Below are 17,730 nucleotides of genomic sequence, written 5' to 3' on the forward strand. Positions count from 1 at the left end.
GTTTGAGCCACTCCCGGCGCTGGTCCGTCGCACGTCGGACCAGCGTCGGAGCTTGTCGAGCGTGGCGCCGCGCGGACGACCATTCCGCAGCTGCACGCAGAGCCACGATCAGCCGAAGTCAGGACCCGCCGAAGACGATCCTCGTCCCCGGCGGAGCCGGGGTGTCCAGGTCCTCGACGACCTTGCCGTCGAGCTTGATCACCTTTCGCTCGAGGTGCGCGGCGATCCGGTCTTCCGACAGCATCGCCGCAAGGCGGGTCCGGACCGTCGGGATCTCCTCAGCCTGCTCCGCGGCGCTCACGTCAGGATCAACTTCCTCGACACGGCGGCGGATGCCATCGACTGCCTCACCTCTTCAGGGCTCATCGGTTAGCTCCGATACGTCTGGCCGTTGTAGCGGCGGAGCTTCAACGCCTCCGCCGGCACGAGCTGGTCCACGAGAGTCAGGCCCGACGAGGGGTTCCGCGACGCCCACATGATGGGGAACGAGACAAGCCCGTACCAGCGCGCGTCGAGCCCGCGAAACCACGAGTGGAGCTCGCCGTTCGCGACACCGGCGACGTCGAGCACCCCGGGCTTGCTGATGTCGATGTTGCGTCGTTCCTGCGGCCCGTAGTTGCACCGCAGGTCGACATAGACGGGCTTTGCCATCCTGCGCATGGACACCGCCTCCTACTCGAACACATGTTCGGATCGTACGGCTCCGCGCCACCGCTGTCGTCTCCAGCGGCGGTACGTCACTCCCACAACGCGCAAGATCGGGCAACCTCAGGAAGGACTGCTCGGCGCGACGAAGGTGCGGATGCGCTCCTTCAGCTCGGGATCGGCGACCTCCATGGTGAAGTCACCGAGGTCGCCCGGGTCGCGGCCGTCCCGGCGGACGGCGTCGACGAGGAGCTGACGCAGCTGGGCGGCGTTGTTCGGGTCGGCCTCGGCCGAGAAGTCGGCGATGACGTAGCCGCGGCGGCGGACCACGAAGTCGAGGAGCCTCGCCGAGGCAGGAGCGGGTGGGGCAGGCTGCGCCGGCTCGACCTCGGCGACGTCCGGCTTGGGCTCCTGCGCGACGGGCACGGCCTCCGACGGGGGCGGCGTATCCGAGCGGTCGATGTCAGCGATCTCGAGGACGATCGGCCGCCCTCCGCTCTTGAGCAGGACGAGACCCCACTCCTCCACGAGCTGCAGAGCCTTGTACACGGTGCCGACGCCGACCCCGTGCGCCTTGGCCAGGGCGTTCACGGCGAGCAACTGATCGCCGGGTGCGAGCTCGCCGGCGAAGATCTGCTGGCGGATGACCGACGCGACTTTCTCGAACGGCAGGCGGGGCGCCGTCTTCGCGCGCTCGCTCGCGGACGCCGCCATCTTCGGTCGCTCCGGCAGCCGCGCCGCTATCCCCGCGGCGGCACGCTGGTCGGCCTCGGCCAGCCAGGCGCTGTAGACCCGGAGCGTGGTGATGCCGCCGCCGCTGTGGCCCAGCCGTCCGGCGACGGTCCGGACGTCCATCCCGGCCGCGATCAGCTCGGTGGCCGAGTAGTGCCGCAGGGCGTGGAAGTGCGTCTCGATCCCGAGCCGCTTCGCCATCCGCGTGTAGCGCTGCCCCACCGACGAGGGCACCAACGGCTCGCTGCTGTCCGGCGCCTGCGAGAAAACGAACGCCTGCCCGGTGAGCAGCTTGCCGACCTGCGCAGCCGCCTCCTCCGCCCGCGCCCGGTGCTCGGCCAGGACCTCGCGCGTCTCGTCGTCGATCGTGACGCGGCGCTGCTGGTGGGTCTTCGTGTCCTTCTCCACCAGGTTGCTGCGGCCGTCGGTCGCCAGGGCGCGGCGGATCTCGACCAGGCCCTGTTCGAGGTCCACGTTGCGCCACCGCAGCGCGCAGACCTCGCCCCGGCGCGCACCCGTGGTCATCGTGAACCAGACCAGTGCGCCCCAGTCGGGGTCGAGCGACGCCTCCTCGATCAGCCTCGCCGCCTCCGCCGGCGTCGGCGGCCGCGGGTCCGGCGGCTTTGGCGGCGGCGCCTCCGCCTGCGTCACTGGGCTGGTTGCGATCCAGCGCCAGCGGACGGCTTTCTTGAAGGCGGCGTTCAGGATGTGGTGGACGTGGCGGATCGTCGTGTTCGACAGCGGCTTGCACGCGTGGGGCCCACAGCGGTCGTCGCACTCGTGCGCCTGCGGGGTGCGGTGGTCGATCTGCCGGCTGCGCGGCCGGCAGTGGATGCGGCAGCGGCGGAGCTCGGCGTAGAGCGAGTCGAGCACGTCGGGGTCGACCGCGCCAGCCTTGAGTCCGCCGATGAACGGGCGGACGTGGTTCTCCAGATACCTCGTGTACATGAGGTGGGTGCTCGCGCTGACGTCGATCATCTCGAGGTAGCGGTCGAGCAGCTGGTTGACAGTGGCCGACGTCCGCGGGCTCCGGCGCTCGTCGACCTCGTTGAGCATCCGGGTGCGTGCTGCCTCGGCCTGAGCCCGGGCTCGAGGGCCGGGCTTGATGATCTCCGTCAGATAGTGGCGGCGACGGGTGACGGTGTCCCAGCCCGCGTAGACGCGCACGCGGAGACCGCCGCTGGGCAGCTCGTCGATGCTCCCGCGCGGCCGCGTCCGACCGGCCTTCTTGCTCGCCATGAGGCTGACGCTAGGAGCGTTGATGTCACGTTTGATGTCACGACACGCGACCGCTGAGCGTGTCGCGGAGGCTCCTGACCTGGTCAGGGAGGGTGGGCGCGGCAGGGATCGAACCTGCGACCGCTCGGGTGTAAACCGAGTGCTCTCCCGCTGAGCTACGCGCCCGGGACCGGGGCGGGCGACCGCCCCGGGTGCGGCCTCACAGCGCCGCGAGGGCCTTCTTCCACCCCTCCTGGTCACGGGCTTCGCCGGGCTGGTTGACCTCGGCGAAGCGGATCACACCCTCCCGGTCGACGAGGAAGGTGCCGCGGACGGCCATGCCGGCGCCCTCGTTGAACACGCCGTAGGCCTTGGCGACCTCGCCGTGCGGCCAGAAGTCCGACAGCAGCGGGAACGTGTAGTTCTCCGCGGTGGCCCACGCCTTGAGCGAGAAGGTGGGGTCGGTGGAGACCGCGAGGATCTGCACGTCGTCGTTCTGGAAGGACGAGAGGTCGTCCCGCACGGTGCAGAGCTCGCCGGTGCAGATCCCCGAGAACGCGAACGGGTAGAAGACCACCAGGACGGCCTTGTCGCCCTGGAAGGAGGACAAGGTCACCTCCTGCTTGTCCTGGTCCTTCAGCGTGAAGTCCGGGGCCTTGGTGCCCACCTCGGGTGCCATGCGTCGTTCTCCTCGAAGGCATGCGGATGCCCGCGGTACGCGGGCGACGTCGGGCCGAGCCTACTAGGCCGCACACGGCCTACGGTGGGGAGCGCGGGCGGGACGCCCGGGTCCCGGCCGGCGAGCGAACCGGGGGTACGCCATGGCCACCGTCAGCGTCCGGTACATCGTCCACGACGTCGACGCCGCGATCGACTTCTACACCACCCACCTCGGCTTCACCGAGACCATGCACCCGGCCCCGACGATGGCCATGCTGACCCGCGGGGACCTGCGGCTCGTCCTCAGCGCGCCCGGCGGGCCCGGGGGCGGCGGCCGGACGACCGACGACGGCCGCGTCCCGGAGCCGGGCGGGTGGAACCGCTTCGCGCTCGAGGTCGACGACCTGCCCGCCCTCGCCGAGGAGCTGCGCGCGGCGGGCGTGGCCTTCCGCGGCGGCCTCGTGCAGGGGGTGGGCGGCGACCAGGTGCTCGTCGAGGACCCGTCGGGGAACCCCGTCGAACTGTTCGCGCCGAAGCGGGCGGAGGCGCGCCTCGACCCGGACAGGTCCTCGGGAGACCGCTGAAGAACCCCGGCCCACTGCGCGACGCCCAGGCGGCGCCCGCGCTGCGTTGTCGGCCTTGCAGAGGCGCCCGATATGAGCTGCGGCCTCCGCCTTGCGGGGACACCACCTGACCGCCGCTTGCGACGACCGGGGTTCTTCAGCAGTCTCCTATGCGCGCTTCTTGCCCGCCTTCGGGGAGACGAGCCGGGCACCCGCCCAGTCCTCGCCGATGCTGACGTTCGACGTCTGCGCCAGACCGGCGGTGGGCGCGGCCTCCGCGATCTCGCTGGGCTCGAGATGGCCGCTCCGCCCCGTCTTCGGAGTGAGCACCCAGATCATGCCGTTCTCGGCGATCATGCCCCGGGCGTCCACGAGGGTGTCGACGAGATCGCCGTCGCCCTCCCGGAACCACAGGAGCACGACGTCGATGACCTCCTGGGCGTCCTCGTCGAGGAGCTCCTCGCCGGTGACGTCCTCGACGGCCTCGCGCACCGCGTCGTCGACGTCGGTGTCATAACCCAGTTCCTGGACGACCATGCCCGGCTCGACGCCGAGCTTGCCCGCGATGTCGGACGACCGTCCGGCATCTTCCGCGGCGACCACGCGTGCACCTCTTTCCTCGCATACGGCGGCACGACGACGCGCCGCCGAGAGTCGGTTCGGATGCGGAATCCGAACACGACCATGCGGCCCCGCGCAACCGCCGTTCCGTGATCATGCGGCGAGGGGCACGATAGGGGGTACCGCCCGGGGCTGCCGCCCGGCACGACCCCGGGGAACGCGACACACTGCACGAACACCTGTACGAGCCACCCAGGGAGACCCCTTGACCGGCCAGAGCACCACCGGCGGCGACAACCCGGCCAGCAACGGCACCGACGGCCCGCGACGCGTCCACGTCATCCGTGACGGTCTCGCGGCCCACCTCCCGGACATCGATCCCGAGGAGACCGCCGAGTGGCTCGACTCGTTCGACGCCGCGCTGGACAACGCGGGCCAGCAGCGCGCCCGCTACCTGATGCTCAGGCTGCTCCAGCGCGCCCGCGAGCGCCACGTCGGAGTCCCGTCGCTGACCAGCACGGACTACGTCAACACCATCCCCACCGACCGTGAGCCGTGGTTCCCCGGCGACGAGGACGCCGAGCGCGCCTACCGCCGGTGGATCCGCTGGAACGCGGCGATGACGGTGCACCGCGCGCAGCGGCCGGGGATCGGCGTCGGCGGGCACATCTCGTCGTACGCGTCGTCGGCGACGCTCTACGAGGTCGGCTTCAACCACTTCTTCCGTGGCAAGGACCACCCCGGCGGCGGTGACCAGGTCTACATCCAGGGCCACGCCTCCCCCGGCATCTACGCCCGCGCGTACCTCGAGGGCCGGCTGACCGAGGACCGCCTCGACGGGTTCCGCCAGGAGGTCAGCCACGGCGGCCCGGGCCGCGGCCTGCCGAGCTACCCGCACCCGCGGCTGATGCCGGACTTCTGGGAGTTCCCCACGGTCTCCATGGGCATCGGCCCGATGAACGCGATCATGCAGGCGCGGTTCAACCGCTACCTGAACGACCGCGGCATCAAGGACACCAGCCAGCAGCACGTCTGGGCCTTCCTCGGCGACGGCGAGATGGACGAGCCGGAGTCGCGCGGGATGCTGCAGGTGGCCGCGACCGATCAGCTCGACAACCTGACCTTCGTCATCAACTGCAACCTGCAGCGGCTCGACGGCCCGGTGCGCGGCAACGGGAAGATCATCCAGGAGCTGGAGGCCTTCTTCCGCGGCGCCGGCTGGAACGTCATCAAGGTCATCTGGGGCCGGGAGTGGGACGCCCTGCTCCACCAGGACCGCGACGGCGCCCTGATCAACCTGATGAACACCACGCCCGACGGCGACTACCAGACCTACAAGGCCAACGACGGCGCGTACGTCCGCGACCACTTCTTCGGCCGGGACCCGCGCACGAAGGCCATGGTCGAGCCGCTCACGGACGACCAGATCTGGGGACTCAAGCGCGGCGGCCACGACTACCGCAAGGTCCACGCGGCGTACAAGGCCGCGACCGAGCACCACGGCCAGCCGACCGTGATCCTGGCGAAGACGATCAAGGGCTACGGCCTGGGCTCGCACTTCGCCGGCCGCAACGCGACCCACCAGATGAAGAAGCTGTCCCTGGACGACCTCAAGCAGTTCCGGGACGAGCAGCGCATCCCGATCTCCGACTCGCAGCTCGAGCAGGACCCGTACCTGCCGCCGTACTACCACCCCGGCGACGACGCGCCGGAGATCCAGTACCTGAAGGAGCGCCGCCGCCTGCTGGGCGGGCCGGTGCCCTCGCGGCGCACCACCTCGAAGCCGCTGGTGCTGCCGGGCGACAAGGTCTACGACACGGTCCGGAAGGGCTCCGGCAAGCAGGAGGTCGCCACCACGATGGCGTTCGTCCGGCTGCTGCGCGAGCTCATCAAGGACAAGGAGATCGGCCCGCGCTTCGTGCCGATCATCCCGGACGAGGCCCGCACGTTCGGCATGGACTCCATGTTCCCGACGCAGAAGATCTACAACCCGCACGGGCAGCACTACACGTCCGTCGACGCGTCGCTGATGCTGGCCTACAAGGAGTCCGAGCAGGGCCAGCTGCTGCACGAGGGCATCAACGAGGCGGGCTCGGTCGGCTCGTTCACCGCGGCGGGCACCTCGTACGCCACGCACGGCGAGCCGATGATCCCGGTCTACGTCTTCTACTCGATGTTCGGGTTCCAGCGAACCGGCGACTCGATCTGGGCGGCGTCGGACCAGATGGCGCGCGGCTTCCTGGTCGGCGCCACCGCGGGCCGCACCACGCTGACCGGCGAGGGCCTGCAGCACAACGACGGGCACTCGCTGCTGCTGGCGGCGACCAACCCGGCGATCGTGTCGTACGACCCGGCCTTCAGCTTCGAGATCGCGCACATCGTCAAGGACGGGCTGCGCCGCATGGTCGGCGACGACCCGGAGAACGTCATCTACTACCTGACGGTCTACAACGAGCCGTACCCGCAGCCGGCCGAGCCGGAGGGCCTCGACACCGACGGCGTGCTCAAGGGCATCTACCGCTACCTGGGCACGAACTCCGAGAACGGGCCGCAGGTCCGCCTGCTCGCGTCCGGCGTCGCGCTGCCGTGGGCCGTCCAGGCGCGCGACATGCTGGCCGAGCAGTGGGGCGTGGGGGCCGAGGTGTGGTCGGTGACGTCGTGGGGCGAGCTGCGCCGGGACGGTGTCGAGGCCGAGCACCACAACCTCGTCCACCCCGACGCCGAGCCGCAGGTCCCGTACGTGACCCGGGCCCTGGGCGGCACGGACACCCCCGTGATCGCGTCCTCGGACTGGATGCGGGCGGTCCCCGACCAGATCCGGCAGTGGGTGCCGGCGCCGTTCGTCACCCTCGGCACGGACGGGTTCGGCCTCTCCGACACCCGTCCCGCCACGCGCCGCCACTTCGCGGTCGACGCCGAGTCCATCGTGGTCGGCGCGCTGCAGGCGTTGGCCGCGCGGGGCGAGGTCGACAAGGGCGCGCCCGCCGAGGCCGCCGCCAAGTACCGGATCGACGACCCGCAGGCCGCCGGCCCGCAGACGTCCGACTCCGGCGTCGCCTGATCGGAGGAGGGGGCCGCGGGCCGTCGCCCGGACGGCCCCCTCCGGACGATCAGGTGGCCGTTCGCGTGTTTCGGTCCCGTTCCAGGCCGAATACACAGCTCACGACCCCTCGGCAAGCGACGCGAATCACGCTAGGCTCCGCCCGACGCCGACCCTCCGACGGTGGATCGGTGTCCCGACCAGGGCGCGGACAGTAGCGGCCGGGCGGCGTTTCCCGGGGCGAGAGCCTCGAGCACGTACGAGGAGAGCAAGAATGGCAGAGGGCACCGTCAAGTGGTTCAACAGCGAGAAGGGCTACGGCTTCCTCGCTCCCGACGGTGGTGGCGCGGACGTGTTCGTGCACTACTCCGCGATCCAGGTCAACGGCTACAAGAGCCTCGACGAGGGGCAGCGCGTGTCCTTCGACATCGAGCAGGGCCAGAAGGGGCCGCAGGCCACGCAGGTGACGCCGATCGGCTGATCCACCCGTCCCGGCCGGCCGGTCGGGACGCCACCCACCAACCGGCGCACCCGTTCCGCTTTCCTCGCCCGTCTCGGCGCGAGCCCCGCACGGCACGTGTCAGCGAACGATCCGTACGTCGTCGAGGCCGGGGTGACCCTACGCGGTCACCCCGGTCGTCGACGTCCGGGGCCGGTCGGTGCGGCCGTGTGCCCTCGGACTCCGGTCCCTGGGCCCCGCGGCGGGCGGTCCACACCCCCGTGGTGGGATCAGTCCGGCCGTAGGTCACTGCCCATCGCCCAGACCAGCACCTCGGCGCCCTCCGGGCCCGCGGTGATCGTCGTGCTGCCCGCGGAGGCGGAGCGTGCGACGAGCGCGGAGCCGGCCATGGGCGCGGTCGCCCGCAGCTCGTCACCCTCGCCCAGCTCTCCGGCGGGGGTGTCCGCGCTGCCCGCGGTCAGGAAGACGTGCAAATAGGGCGACTCGGGGAGGGACCACCCCGCTCCGGCGGGGAGCCGGGCGGCGTGCAGGTCGGCGTCGGCGCGGCGCAGCGGGAGCGCGCCCGTGCCGGCCCGGCCCGACGCGACGAGGAACGGCCGCCCCGCGGCCAGCTCGTCGGCGACGTCCCGGCGGGCGAGCGCGGGCGCGCGCAACGGTCGGTCCGGGACGAGCCATGCCTGCACGAACCGCACCGGCCCGGCCTCGCCGCAGTGCTCGGCGTGCTCCACCCCGGTGCCCGCGGACAGCACCTGCACGGTTCCGGGCCGCACCACGGCCTCGTTCCCCACCGAGTCCGCGTGCGCGAGCTCGCCGGACACCACCCAGGTCACCAGGTCGACCTCGTCGTGGGCGTGGGTGTCGTAGCCCGCGCCCGGGGCGACCCTTTCGTCGTTGTGCGCGAGCAGCGCCCCGAAGAAGGTGTTGGCCGGGTCGTAGTGCGCGCCGAAGGAGAAGCCGTGCCGGGCCTCGCAGCCCGCGTGCACCGTCCGCGCCCGGTCCGCGCCGCGGCGAAGCTCCACCCGCCCGTCCCCGCCGGTCACGCCGCCGCTCACGCCGCCGATCACGAGGTCCTCCTTACGGTGCGTCCGACCCGCCCCGGCGTGCCATGCTTCCCCATATGACCCTGTCCGACGTGCGGGCGGTCTCGGCGCCCACCCTGCGCCGTCTCGAGCTGGCCACCGGCGACCTCGCCGCGGCCTGCCTGTCGGCGATGGAGGACGGCCAGCCGTGGTTCGCGCGGCTGCCCGCCGACCAGCGCGCGGGCGTCCTGCTCGTCACGCAGACCGGGGTCAGCAACTTCGTCGCCTGGCTCGGCGAACCGGACGAGACCATCCGGCTCACCGCCGAGGCCTTCCGGATCGCCCCCCGCGACCTCGCCCGGCGTCTGTCCCTGCGGCAGACCGTGGACCTGGTGCGGATCGCCACCGAGGTGTTCGAGGAGCGGCTACCGCCGCTGGCCGTCGACGAGGCCGAGTATCGGATCCTCGTCGAGGCCGTACTCCGGTTCGGCCGCGAGATCGCCTTCGCCGCCGCCACCGTCTACGCCAACGCGGCCGAGACCCGCGGCGCGTGGGACGCCCGGCAGGAGGCCCTCGTCGTCGACGGCGTGGTCCGCGGCGACGCCGACGACGCCCTGGTCTCCCGCGCGGCCGCGCTCGGCTGGGACCCGGCCGCCGCGGTCCGGGTCCTGGTGGGCAGCCCGCCCGCGGCCGACGGCGGGGACGCGGCCGAGATCCTCGGCGGGATCCGCCGGCACGCCACCCGGCTCGGCCGGTCCGTGCTGGTCGGGGTGCAGGGCAGCCGGCTGGTGCTGCTGCTGACGGAGCCGCGCGGCCGCATCGCCCCGGACGACCGGCCGCGCGACGGCGCCCACCCGATCGCCTCGCTGGTGGCGGACTTCGGGCCGGGCCCGGTCGTCGTCGGACCGCGGGCGCCGAACCTCGCGGCCGCGCACGTCTCCGCGCGGGACGCCCTCGCCGGGCTCCGGGCCGCGCCCGGCTGGCCCGCGGCGCCCCGGCCCGTCGACGCCGAGGACCTCCTCCCGGAGCGGGCGGTCTCCGGCGATCCCTCCGCGCTGCGCCTGCTCGTCGAGTCGGTGGTGGCCCCGCTGGAGGCGGCCGGCGGGGAGCTGCTGCGCACGCTGGCGGCTTACCTTGAGGGCGGCGGCGCGCTCGAGGCGTGCGCCCGCGCGTTGTTCGTGCACCCCAACACGGTCCGCTACCGGCTGCGGCGCGTGAGTGAACTCACCGGCCGCTCGCCCTCGGATCCGCGCGACGCGTTGGTGCTCCGGACCGCCCTGCTCGCGGGTCGGCTGGCGGACCCCGCAGGCCCGCCCACCCCGCCCTGACCTGGCAGAACCCTCCACACGCCGCTCGACGTCCGCGAAGGTGACCGGTCAGTAGCGTGCCGACGCTTGGAGGAAACCCACAAATCGGGGAGGGCAACGTGGTGGGTGCCGGTGTTCCGTTCCCCGGCCCCGCAGTGTTGGCTGTACCGCTGTGATCGCCTTGCTCGCGCCCGGTCAGGGGTCGCAGTCCCCCGGCATGCTCGCGCCCTGGCTCGAGGACCCCGCCGCCGCGGAGACGGTGGCGGCCTGGTCGGAGGCCACCGGACTCGACCTCGCCCGCCTCGGCACCACCGCCGACGCCCACGAGATCAAGGACACCGCGGTGACCCAGCCGCTGGTCGTCGTCAACGCGCTGCTGGCCGCGGCGCGGCTGGCCGACGCCCTCCCCGCCTCCGCGCCCACCGCGGGGCACTCGGTCGGCGAGCTCGCGGCCGCCGCCGTGGCCGGTGTGCTCACCCCCGACGAGGCCGTGCGGTTGGCCGCGATCCGCGGCGGGGCGATGGCCGACGCCTGCGCGCTGGAGCCGACGGGCATGGCCGCCGTCCTCGGCGGCGAGGAGTCCGTGGTGCTGGCCCGGCTCGAGGCGCTCGGCCTCGACCCCGCCAACCGCAACGGCGCCGGCCAGATCGTGGCCGCCGGCACGCAGGCCGCGATCGAGGAGCTGGAGAAGGAGCCGCCGGAGGGCGCCCGCCGCGCCGCGGTGCTGCCCGTCGCCGGCGCCTTCCACACCCGCTTCATGGCCCCGGCCGAGGACGCCGTCCGCGCCGCCGCGGCCGAGCTCAGCCCCGCCGACCCGACGCGCCCGCTGCTCACCAACTCGGACGGCTCGGTCGTCAAGGGTGGCGCCGCGGCGCTCGACCTGCTCGTGGCGCAGGTGACCCGCCCGGTCCGCTGGGACTCCTGCATGGCGACGCTCGGCGAACTGGGCGTGACGGCGGTGTTGGAACTGCCTCCGGCGGGCACCCTGGTGGGGTTGGCCCGCCGCGACCTCAAGGGCGTCAAGACGTTGGCGCTGAAGACCCCCGACGACCTGGAGAAGGCCGTCGCGCTCATCGAGGAGCACGCATGACGACGTTCCGGCTCCCGCCGTCCGTCCCGGGTGCGCGCATCGTCGGCCTCGGCAGCTCCCAGCCCGAGCACGTCGTGACCAACGACGACCTCGCGCAGCGGGTGGAGACCAACGACCAGTGGATCCGGGACCGGGTCGGCATCGTCGAGCGCCGGGTCGCCCAGGACGACGTGTCGCTGGTCGACATGGCGGTGGAGGCCGGCTCCCGGGCGCTGAAGGACTCCGGCCTGGCGACCGCCGACATCGACACGGTCATCGTGGCCACCTGCACCATGACCTCGCCGATCCCCAACGCCGCGGCGCAGACCGCGGACCGGATCGGGATCAGCGCGCCCGCCGCCTTCGACCTCAACGCCGCCTGCGCCGGCTTCTGCTATGGCCTGGGCTCCGCTGCCGATCTGGTCCGCTCCGGCTCGGCCCGCAACGTGCTGGTCATCGGCGCGGAGAAGCTCTCCGACTGGGTCGACTGGGACGACCGCTCGACCTGCATCATCTTCGCCGACGCGGCCGGCGCGGCCGTGGTCACCGGCGCGCGGAGCGAGGACGAGGTGGGGGTCGGGCCGGTGTCCTGGGGCTCGGCCGGGGACATGGCGAACGTGATCCGGATCCTCGAGGAGAGCACCAACAAGCTGCACCAGGAGGGCCAGACGGTCTTCCGGTGGGCCACCACCCGGATCGCCCCGGTGGCGCTCGACGCGATCGCCAAGGCCGGGCTCACCCCCGCCGACGTCGACGTGCTGGTGCCCCATCAGGCGAACCTGCGGATCGTCGAGGCCGTGGCCAAGAAGCTCCGCAAGGAGGGCGCGCGCGAGGACATGCGCGTGGCCGACGACATCGTCCACTCCGGCAACACCTCGTCCGCGTCCATCCCCATGGCGCTCGACCACATGCGCGCCGCGGGGAGGATCCGTTCCGGCGAGATCGCCCTCCTCGTAGGCTTCGGCGCGGGGTTGTCGTACGCCGGCCAGGTCGTCCGCGTCCCCTGACCGAGATCACCCGAGTTCCACCCCCACAGATGAGGAGCACGCCCGTGGCTGACACCGCCGAGATCCTGTCCGGCCTCGCCGAGATCGTCGAGGAGGTCGCCGGCATCGACACCGCCGAGGTGACCGCCGAGAAGTCCTTCGTCGACGACCTCGACATCGACTCGCTGTCCATGGTCGAGATCGCCGTGCAGGCCGAGGACAAGTTCGGCGTGAAGATCCCGGACGACCAGCTCGCCGAGCTCAAGACCGTCGGCGACGCCGTCTCGTACATCGAGAAGAACCAGTAGGTCCGGCGGTCGCCCCAGCCGCCCGCCCGCTCGCCAGAAAGGCCTTCCATGACCGACGTCGTCGTCACCGGCTACGGCGCGACGACCCCGCTCGGCGGGGACGCCGCCTCCACCTGGGACGCCCTGCTCGCCGGCAAGTCCGGCGTGGGGCACACCACCGGTGAGTGGGTGGACAAGCACGACCTGCCCGTGAAGATCTCCGCGCAGCTCGCCGTGGACCCCACCGAGGTCCTGCCCCGCGTGCAGGCCCGCCGGATGGACCGCGCCGAGCAGGTCGCGGTGGTCGCGGCGCGGGAAGCGTGGGTGCACGCGGGGCTGGCCGTCGAGAAGGGCGAGGACCCGAAGGTCGACCCGACCCGGCTGGCGGTGATCGTCGGCACCGGCATCGGTGGCGTGACCACCCTGCTGGACCAGGACGACCTGCTGGAGTCCGACGGCCTGCGCAAGGTCTCGCCGCTGGTCGTGCCGATGCTGATGCCCAACGGGCCCGCGGCGCTGATCTCGCTGGAGATCGGCGCGAAGGGTGGCGTCCACTCGCCCGCGTCCGCCTGCGCGACCGGCGCCGAGGCGATGGCCTGGGCGTGGCGACTGCTCAAGGCGGGCGAGGTCGACGTCGTGGTGGCGGGAGGCGCGGAGGCCTGCATCGCGCCGATCACCGTCGCCGGGTTCGTCCAGGCCCGCACCCTCTCGCAGCGCAACGACGCGCCGCAGGAGGCGTCCCGGCCCTTCGACACCGGGCGTGACGGGTTCGTGCTCGGCGAGGGTGCGGGCGTGCTGGTCCTCGAGCGGCGTGAGTTCGCCGAGGCCCGGGGCGCCACGGTCCACGGCACCCTGGCCGGCATCGGCCTGACCTCGGACGCCTACCACATCACGGGGCCGGACCCCGAGGGCGGCGGGCAGGGCCGGGCGATGCTCAACGCGGTCCGGACCGCGGGTCTGGAGCCCTCGGACGTCGGGCACGTGAACTGCCACGCGACGTCCACCGTGGTCGGCGACGTGGGCGAGGCGAACGCGATCAAGAAGGCGCTCGGCGACCACCCGGTGCTCACCGCGCCGAAGGCGTCCATGGGGCACCTGGTCGGCGGCGCCGGCGCGGTCGAGGGTCTGATCGCCCTGCTCTCGGTGCGGGACGGGATCATCCCGGCCACCCTGAATCTGGAGGACAAGGACCCGAAGGTGGACCTCGACGTCGTGGCGGGCGAGCCGCGGAAGATGGAGCTCACCGCGGCGGTCAACAACTCCTTCGGGTTCGGCGGGCACAACGCCAGCCTCCTGTTCACGAAGTAGGCGACGGACCTTTCCGGCTGCCTCAGTCGAGGCAGAACTCGTTCCCCTCGGGGTCGGCCATCACGAGGAAGCCCGCGCTCATCGGGGGCGCGGGCTCGGAGCGGTGCAGCCGTGTGGCCCCGAGGGCGACGAGCCGCGCGCACTCGGCCTCCAGCGCGGCCATCCGCTCCTCCCCCTGCAGCCCAGGAGCCGCCCGGACGTCCAGGTGGACGCGGTTCTTGGTGACCTTGTCCTCCGGGACCTGCTGGAAGAACACCCGCGGGCCCTGCCCCTCCGGGTCCTCGATGGCCGACCTCGAGTTGCGCTGGTCCTCCGGGACGCCGATCCGCGCCAGGAAGTCGTCCCAGGCGGCCAGCGGGTCGGCGCCCTCGGGCAGGTCGACCCCGGGCGGCCCGGGATGGACGTAGCCGAGGACCTCGCGCCAGAAGGACGACAGCGCCCGCGGGTCGTGGGCGTCGACGGTGACCTGGATGTGGCGGCTCATGGGCACACCCTGGCACCCGGCACCGACAGAATCGGACGACCGGCGCCCTAGCAGGGCCGGGAGAGCGTGCTGCCCGGCGCCCCGGCGCCGATCGCGAGCGCGGCCCCGGTCATCGGGAGGGCGCTGCGCCAGCAGATCCGCCCGACCCTGAGGTCCGCGGGGGCGTCGGCGACGTCCTGGGTGCTCGTGAAGCGCACCAGCGCCAGCACGCCGTCCGGGGCGTCCTCGATCCGGTCCACGCGGATCGTGCCGTCCTGCGTGCTGCGGACGCCCGCCAGCCAGGTCCCGGCCGGCTGCGCCGCGGCCCGATCGGAGGTGACGGTGGCCGCCCAGGCCGCGTGGTCGTGGGCGTTGATCGCGTCGAAGTAGGCCTGCAGCCGCTCGCGCACGGCGAGGTGCTGCGGGTGGGTCAGGGTGTCGAGGCTGAGCTCGACGGTCGCGGGACCGGCCCCTGTGGCCGGGACCGCAGCCGGCGCGTCCGTGGGCGCCCCCGCCTCGAACGCCCGCCCGCCGACCAGCCAGGCCGCGGCCGCCGCCGCGACCACCACCAGGGCGAGCGCCCCGGCCGTCCCCACCGCCACCGCGTTCCGCACGGGGACAGTGTGCCCCGCGCGCTGCTCCGGACGGAGCAGACGCGCGTCAGCCGACCTGGTGCAACCAGGTGACGGGTGCGCCGTCGCCCGCGAAGCGGCAGGCCTCGAGCTCGGCATCCCAGGCCTCGCCCAGGGCGTCGGAGATCCGTGCGGCGAGCATCGACGCGGGCCCGTCCGCGATGATCGTGCGGAGCTGGTCCTCGCCCAGGAGCACGTCGCCGTTGGCGCTCATCCGGCCCGTCCACAACCCCAGCCCCGGGACGTGGCAGAACCGCTGGCCGTCGACGCCCGTGCTGGGCTCCTCGGTGACCTCGAAGCGCAGCATCGGCCACGCCCGGAGGGCACCGGCGAGCGCGCCGCCGCTCCCCACGGGTCCCGTCCAACTGAACTCCGCGCGCAGCTGACCCGGTACGGCCGGCTGCGCGCTCCACTGGAGCGTCACCCGTGTACCGAGGACGCCCGAGACCGCCCACTCGACGTGCGGGCAGACCGCAGTCGGCGACGAGTGGACGTGGACCACGCCGCGTGTGCTCACTGCAGACCTCCGCTTCTGACAGACGTGGATCGTCTTCCCCTACGTCCACGGTCGTCGGCGTCGGCCGGCGTTCCGGGTCCTTCGGCCCGGACGGGATCGAACTGTGCGTGATCACTCTGCCCGATCCCGCCCGTGCGTGCCAGCACTGGACGGTGGGTGCGGCGTGTCGCACGCCGCCGGGAGTGTCGATCGACTATGGGCACCCGGGCCTCCCCGCGATCATCGCCGCACCTCTCCCCCGTCGACGAATACGTTGTCCCGCAGCTCCGCGGCACCCCGGACGCGCAGCGGGGCGGCGCCGGCGTCGCGGTGGAAGCGGTTGCCCGTGATGCGCAGGACGGCGAGCGGCGCCGCCGCCGCGTCCCGCCGCAGCGTGTACCGGCCGCCGCCCAGCTCGTTGTCGCGGACGACCACCGGGCCGCGCCGCTCGGCGTGCCGCTCTCGGTCGCCGGCGCTCTCGTGCCGGGCCGTCTCGGCCGGGTCCACCAGCACGGCGCTGCCCAGGCCGGGCCCGGTGCCGAGCCGGACCCGGTTGGCCTCGACCAGCACGTCGCCCTCCGGGGCGGCGAGGGTGATGGCGTCGACGGGGCGGTCGGGCCGCGGGGCGAAGTCGTGCAGCCAGCTGTTGCGCAGAGTGGCGCCGGGGCCGAGCCGGGCTCCGTCGGCGCGGACCGCGGTCATCTCGATGCGCTCGGCCACCCAGTCCGGGCCGTCGACGGCGACGTCGGTGAACTCGCCGGTCAGGGTGGTGTCCTCGATCCGGACCGAGCCGCCGTCGAGCGTCCGGACGCCGGCCGCGACCGTGCCGTCGCCGGTGATGCGGCTCCGCCGGACGACCACGCCGGGGGCGGCCACCACCAGGCCACCGGTGAGGTCCAGCCCGTCGAGCACGGCTCCGGGCGTGCGAATCTCGAGGGCGGCGCGGACGGGGCAGAGCCGCAGCCCGGCCGGGGTGCCGACGCTGTCCGGCGGCGGGGGCGCGTAGGGCCCCGCCTCGGCGCACACGGGGACGGGCGCGGCCGGCGGCACGGCGACCTCGCCCCCGGTGCCCGCGCCGACGGCGAGGCTGGTGGCGAGCGAGGTCGCCACGAGCCCGCCGAGCACGCCCCGGGTCGAGAGCATGCACGGAGAGTACGGGGTGAGTTACGCCGGATGGCCCAATGGTTCCGGCGTGTCCTGCGTCGTTCGGCTCAGGCGAGCGCGTAGTGCAGCACGCCCTCCTGCTCCGTCCGCGTGAGGGCGCCGCGCTCGACGAGCACCTCGAGGTGGTGCTGCGTCTCCAGGATCGCGAGCATCGCGTTCCACCGGTCGAGGTCGGCGAGCGCGTGGTTCCGCCGCGTCCACGGGAGCGCCTGCGCGACCAGGTACGGCGTGTGCCGTCCCTCGCACACGGCTGCGAGCGAGGCGTCGAGCCGGGCGCCGTGGTGCGCCAGCAGCTCGTCGACCCGCTCGTGCACCCGCCGCCCGACCGGCCCGTGCGCCGGCAGCAGCGCCGCGTCCGGCCGCTCGCGGATCAGCCGCAGGGACGTGAGGAAGGCCGACAGCGGGCTGGGCGTCGGCACCGGTTCCAGGCCGATCGACGGCGTGATCCGGGGCAGGACGTGGTCGCCGGCGAAGAGCAGGTCGTTGACCTCGTCGGCGAACACGACGTGTCCGCGCGTGTGCCCGGGCGTCTCGATCACCTCGAGGGTGCGGGACTCACCGACGACGACCTTCGACCGGTCCTCGAGGTATCCGTCCGGCAGGAGCCAGCCGTTCATGTCCCGGACGTGGTCGCGGCCGGCGCGCTCGATCGCGGCCGCGAGCTCCGGCGCCCCGGCCCGACGCAGCCGCGGCACGGAGTTCTGCGACTCCGCGTGGGCGGGATCGATCACCCGCTCCAGGTTGACCCGCTCCCCTGCCCCGATCAGCACCTCGGCCCCGAACTCGCGGCGAATGGTGATCGCCTGGGTGTAGTGGTCGCGGTGCGAGTGCGTGACGAGGAACCGGCGCACCTCACGCAGGTCGGAGCCGAGCGCCCGCATGGCCCGGTCGAGCAGCGCGCGGGACTCGTCGAGGGCCCAGCCGGCGTCGACGAGCGTCCAGCCGGGGTCGCCGCCGCGCTCGTCGGCGACGGCGTAGACGTTGACCGCGCGCAGGCCGTCGTTCGGGAGCGGGAGAGGGATCCGGTAGACGCCCTCCGCCACGCGGAACACGCCGGCGGCGGTCCAGTCGGCGCCGGAGAGGCTCGGGTCGTCGTCGGTGACGGTCGGAGCTACCACCC

19 protein-coding genes and 1 tRNA gene are annotated in these 17,730 nt (G+C 73.2%); 8 read left to right on the top strand and 12 right to left on the bottom strand.

The genetic code is table 11. From position 1 onward, the window contains the following. Nucleotides 1–118: 118 nt before the first annotated feature. From ACQP04_RS26215 to ACQP04_RS26235, 5 genes are all read right to left on the bottom strand, one after another. Nucleotides 119–301: a hypothetical protein gene (locus ACQP04_RS26215; protein WP_433503231.1), complete on the bottom strand. Its 183-nt coding sequence runs from the start codon at nt 299–301 to the stop codon at nt 119–121. 68 nt (nt 302–369) lie between these two features. Further along, nucleotides 370–660: a hypothetical protein gene (locus ACQP04_RS26220; protein WP_433503232.1), complete on the bottom strand. Its 291-nt coding sequence runs from the start codon at nt 658–660 to the stop codon at nt 370–372. 108 nt (nt 661–768) lie between these two features. Next, entirely contained in the window at nt 769–2,616 is a 1,848-nt protein-coding gene (locus ACQP04_RS26225; RefSeq protein WP_433503233.1) for a tyrosine-type recombinase/integrase, read from the bottom strand. A 93-nt stretch (nt 2,617–2,709) separates the two neighbouring features. After that, nucleotides 2,710–2,781 (bottom strand) — tRNA-Val (locus ACQP04_RS26230). A 34-nt stretch (nt 2,782–2,815) separates the two neighbouring features. After that, nucleotides 2,816–3,274, bottom strand: coding sequence for a peroxiredoxin (locus ACQP04_RS26235; RefSeq protein ID WP_433503234.1), 459 nt, complete (start codon nt 3,272–3,274; stop codon nt 2,816–2,818). A gap of 142 nt (nt 3,275–3,416) precedes the next feature. On the opposite strand from ACQP04_RS26235, the gene ACQP04_RS26240 reads away from it, so the two are divergent. Then, the gene (locus tag ACQP04_RS26240; protein ID WP_433503235.1) at nt 3,417–3,839 is read left to right on the top strand and encodes a VOC family protein; all 423 of its coding nucleotides are present in this window, start codon (nt 3,417–3,419) and stop codon (nt 3,837–3,839) included. 147 nt (nt 3,840–3,986) lie between these two features. Here the strand turns inward: ACQP04_RS26240 and ACQP04_RS26245 are convergent, their stop codons facing one another. Then, complete coding sequence (locus ACQP04_RS26245) at nt 3,987–4,421, bottom strand: DUF3052 domain-containing protein (RefSeq protein WP_037052388.1); 435 nt, start codon at nt 4,419–4,421, stop codon at nt 3,987–3,989. A gap of 223 nt (nt 4,422–4,644) precedes the next feature. On the opposite strand from ACQP04_RS26245, the gene aceE reads away from it, so the two are divergent. Further along, entirely contained in the window at nt 4,645–7,440 is a 2,796-nt protein-coding gene (gene aceE / locus ACQP04_RS26250; RefSeq protein WP_433503236.1) for a pyruvate dehydrogenase (acetyl-transferring), homodimeric type, read from the top strand. 253 nt (nt 7,441–7,693) lie between these two features. Further along, a complete protein-coding gene (locus ACQP04_RS26255; protein ID WP_037052393.1) occupies nt 7,694–7,900 on the top strand; it encodes a cold-shock protein in 207 nt (68 codons plus the stop codon). A 248-nt stretch (nt 7,901–8,148) separates the two neighbouring features. Here ACQP04_RS26255 and ACQP04_RS26260 read toward each other — a convergent pair whose 3' ends face one another. Continuing rightward, the gene (locus tag ACQP04_RS26260; RefSeq protein WP_433503237.1) at nt 8,149–8,943 is read right to left on the bottom strand and encodes a pirin family protein; all 795 of its coding nucleotides are present in this window, start codon (nt 8,941–8,943) and stop codon (nt 8,149–8,151) included. Nucleotides 8,944–8,996: 53 nt separating this feature from the next. Between ACQP04_RS26260 and ACQP04_RS26265 the strand changes: the two genes are divergently transcribed. The 5 genes from ACQP04_RS26265 to ACQP04_RS26285 all read left to right on the top strand — a co-directional run bounded on the left by ACQP04_RS26265 (nt 8,997) and on the right by ACQP04_RS26285 (nt 13,855). After that, nucleotides 8,997–10,226, top strand: a complete 1,230-nt coding sequence (locus ACQP04_RS26265; protein ID WP_433503238.1) for a PucR family transcriptional regulator — start codon at nt 8,997–8,999, stop codon at nt 10,224–10,226. A 151-nt stretch (nt 10,227–10,377) separates the two neighbouring features. Next, nucleotides 10,378–11,295: an ACP S-malonyltransferase gene (locus tag ACQP04_RS26270; RefSeq protein WP_433503239.1), complete on the top strand. Its 918-nt coding sequence runs from the start codon at nt 10,378–10,380 to the stop codon at nt 11,293–11,295. Continuing rightward, a complete protein-coding gene (locus ACQP04_RS26275; protein ID WP_433503240.1) occupies nt 11,292–12,281 on the top strand; it encodes a beta-ketoacyl-ACP synthase III in 990 nt (329 codons plus the stop codon). The genes ACQP04_RS26270 and ACQP04_RS26275 overlap by 4 nt, the downstream gene beginning before the upstream one ends. 44 nt (nt 12,282–12,325) lie before the next feature. Then, the gene (locus tag ACQP04_RS26280; RefSeq protein WP_037052399.1) at nt 12,326–12,568 is read left to right on the top strand and encodes an acyl carrier protein; all 243 of its coding nucleotides are present in this window, start codon (nt 12,326–12,328) and stop codon (nt 12,566–12,568) included. 48 nt (nt 12,569–12,616) lie between these two features. After that, complete coding sequence (locus ACQP04_RS26285) at nt 12,617–13,855, top strand: beta-ketoacyl-[acyl-carrier-protein] synthase family protein (protein WP_433503241.1); 1,239 nt, start codon at nt 12,617–12,619, stop codon at nt 13,853–13,855. 22 nt (nt 13,856–13,877) lie between these two features. Here the strand turns inward: ACQP04_RS26285 and ACQP04_RS26290 are convergent, their stop codons facing one another. From ACQP04_RS26290 to ACQP04_RS26310, 5 genes are all read right to left on the bottom strand, one after another. Further along, nucleotides 13,878–14,339: a VOC family protein gene (locus ACQP04_RS26290; protein ID WP_433503242.1), complete on the bottom strand. Its 462-nt coding sequence runs from the start codon at nt 14,337–14,339 to the stop codon at nt 13,878–13,880. A gap of 47 nt (nt 14,340–14,386) precedes the next feature. Then, nucleotides 14,387–14,932, bottom strand: coding sequence for a hypothetical protein (locus tag ACQP04_RS26295; RefSeq protein ID WP_433503243.1), 546 nt, complete (start codon nt 14,930–14,932; stop codon nt 14,387–14,389). Nucleotides 14,933–14,978: 46 nt separating this feature from the next. Then, the gene (locus tag ACQP04_RS26300) at nt 14,979–15,467 is read right to left on the bottom strand and encodes a DUF3145 domain-containing protein (protein WP_037052402.1); all 489 of its coding nucleotides are present in this window, start codon (nt 15,465–15,467) and stop codon (nt 14,979–14,981) included. 219 nt (nt 15,468–15,686) lie between these two features. Next, a complete protein-coding gene (locus ACQP04_RS26305) occupies nt 15,687–16,589 on the bottom strand; it encodes a hypothetical protein (protein WP_433503244.1) in 903 nt (300 codons plus the stop codon). A 68-nt stretch (nt 16,590–16,657) separates the two neighbouring features. Further along, nucleotides 16,658–17,728: an MBL fold metallo-hydrolase gene (locus ACQP04_RS26310; RefSeq protein WP_433503245.1), complete on the bottom strand. Its 1,071-nt coding sequence runs from the start codon at nt 17,726–17,728 to the stop codon at nt 16,658–16,660. Nucleotides 17,729–17,730 lie beyond the last annotated feature (2 nt).

Origin of the sequence: Pseudonocardia halophobica (assembly GCF_050948485.1) — a bacterium.
In the GTDB taxonomy this organism is placed as follows: Bacteria; Actinomycetota; Actinomycetes; order Mycobacteriales; family Pseudonocardiaceae; genus Pseudonocardia; species Pseudonocardia halophobica.

Bases quoted from the DNA above. Each gene is read 5' to 3' on its own strand.
- ACQP04_RS26220 (WP_433503232.1), bottom strand. From the start codon at position 660: ATGCGCAGGATGGCAAAGCCCGTCTATGTCGACCTGCGGTGCAACTAC.
- ACQP04_RS26225 (WP_433503233.1), bottom strand. From the start codon at position 2,616: ATGGCGAGCAAGAAGGCCGGTCGGACGCGGCCGCGCGGGAGCATCGAC.
- ACQP04_RS26235 (WP_433503234.1), bottom strand. From the start codon at position 3,274: ATGGCACCCGAGGTGGGCACCAAGGCCCCGGACTTCACGCTGAAGGAC.
- ACQP04_RS26240 (WP_433503235.1), top strand. From the start codon at position 3,417: ATGGCCACCGTCAGCGTCCGGTACATCGTCCACGACGTCGACGCCGCG.
- ACQP04_RS26255 (WP_037052393.1), top strand. From the start codon at position 7,694: ATGGCAGAGGGCACCGTCAAGTGGTTCAACAGCGAGAAGGGCTACGGC.
- ACQP04_RS26265 (WP_433503238.1), top strand. From the start codon at position 8,997: ATGACCCTGTCCGACGTGCGGGCGGTCTCGGCGCCCACCCTGCGCCGT.
- ACQP04_RS26275 (WP_433503240.1), top strand. From the start codon at position 11,292: ATGACGACGTTCCGGCTCCCGCCGTCCGTCCCGGGTGCGCGCATCGTC.
- ACQP04_RS26285 (WP_433503241.1), top strand. From the start codon at position 12,617: ATGACCGACGTCGTCGTCACCGGCTACGGCGCGACGACCCCGCTCGGC.
- ACQP04_RS26290 (WP_433503242.1), bottom strand. From the start codon at position 14,339: ATGAGCCGCCACATCCAGGTCACCGTCGACGCCCACGACCCGCGGGCG.
- ACQP04_RS26305 (WP_433503244.1), bottom strand. From the start codon at position 16,589: ATGCTCTCGACCCGGGGCGTGCTCGGCGGGCTCGTGGCGACCTCGCTC.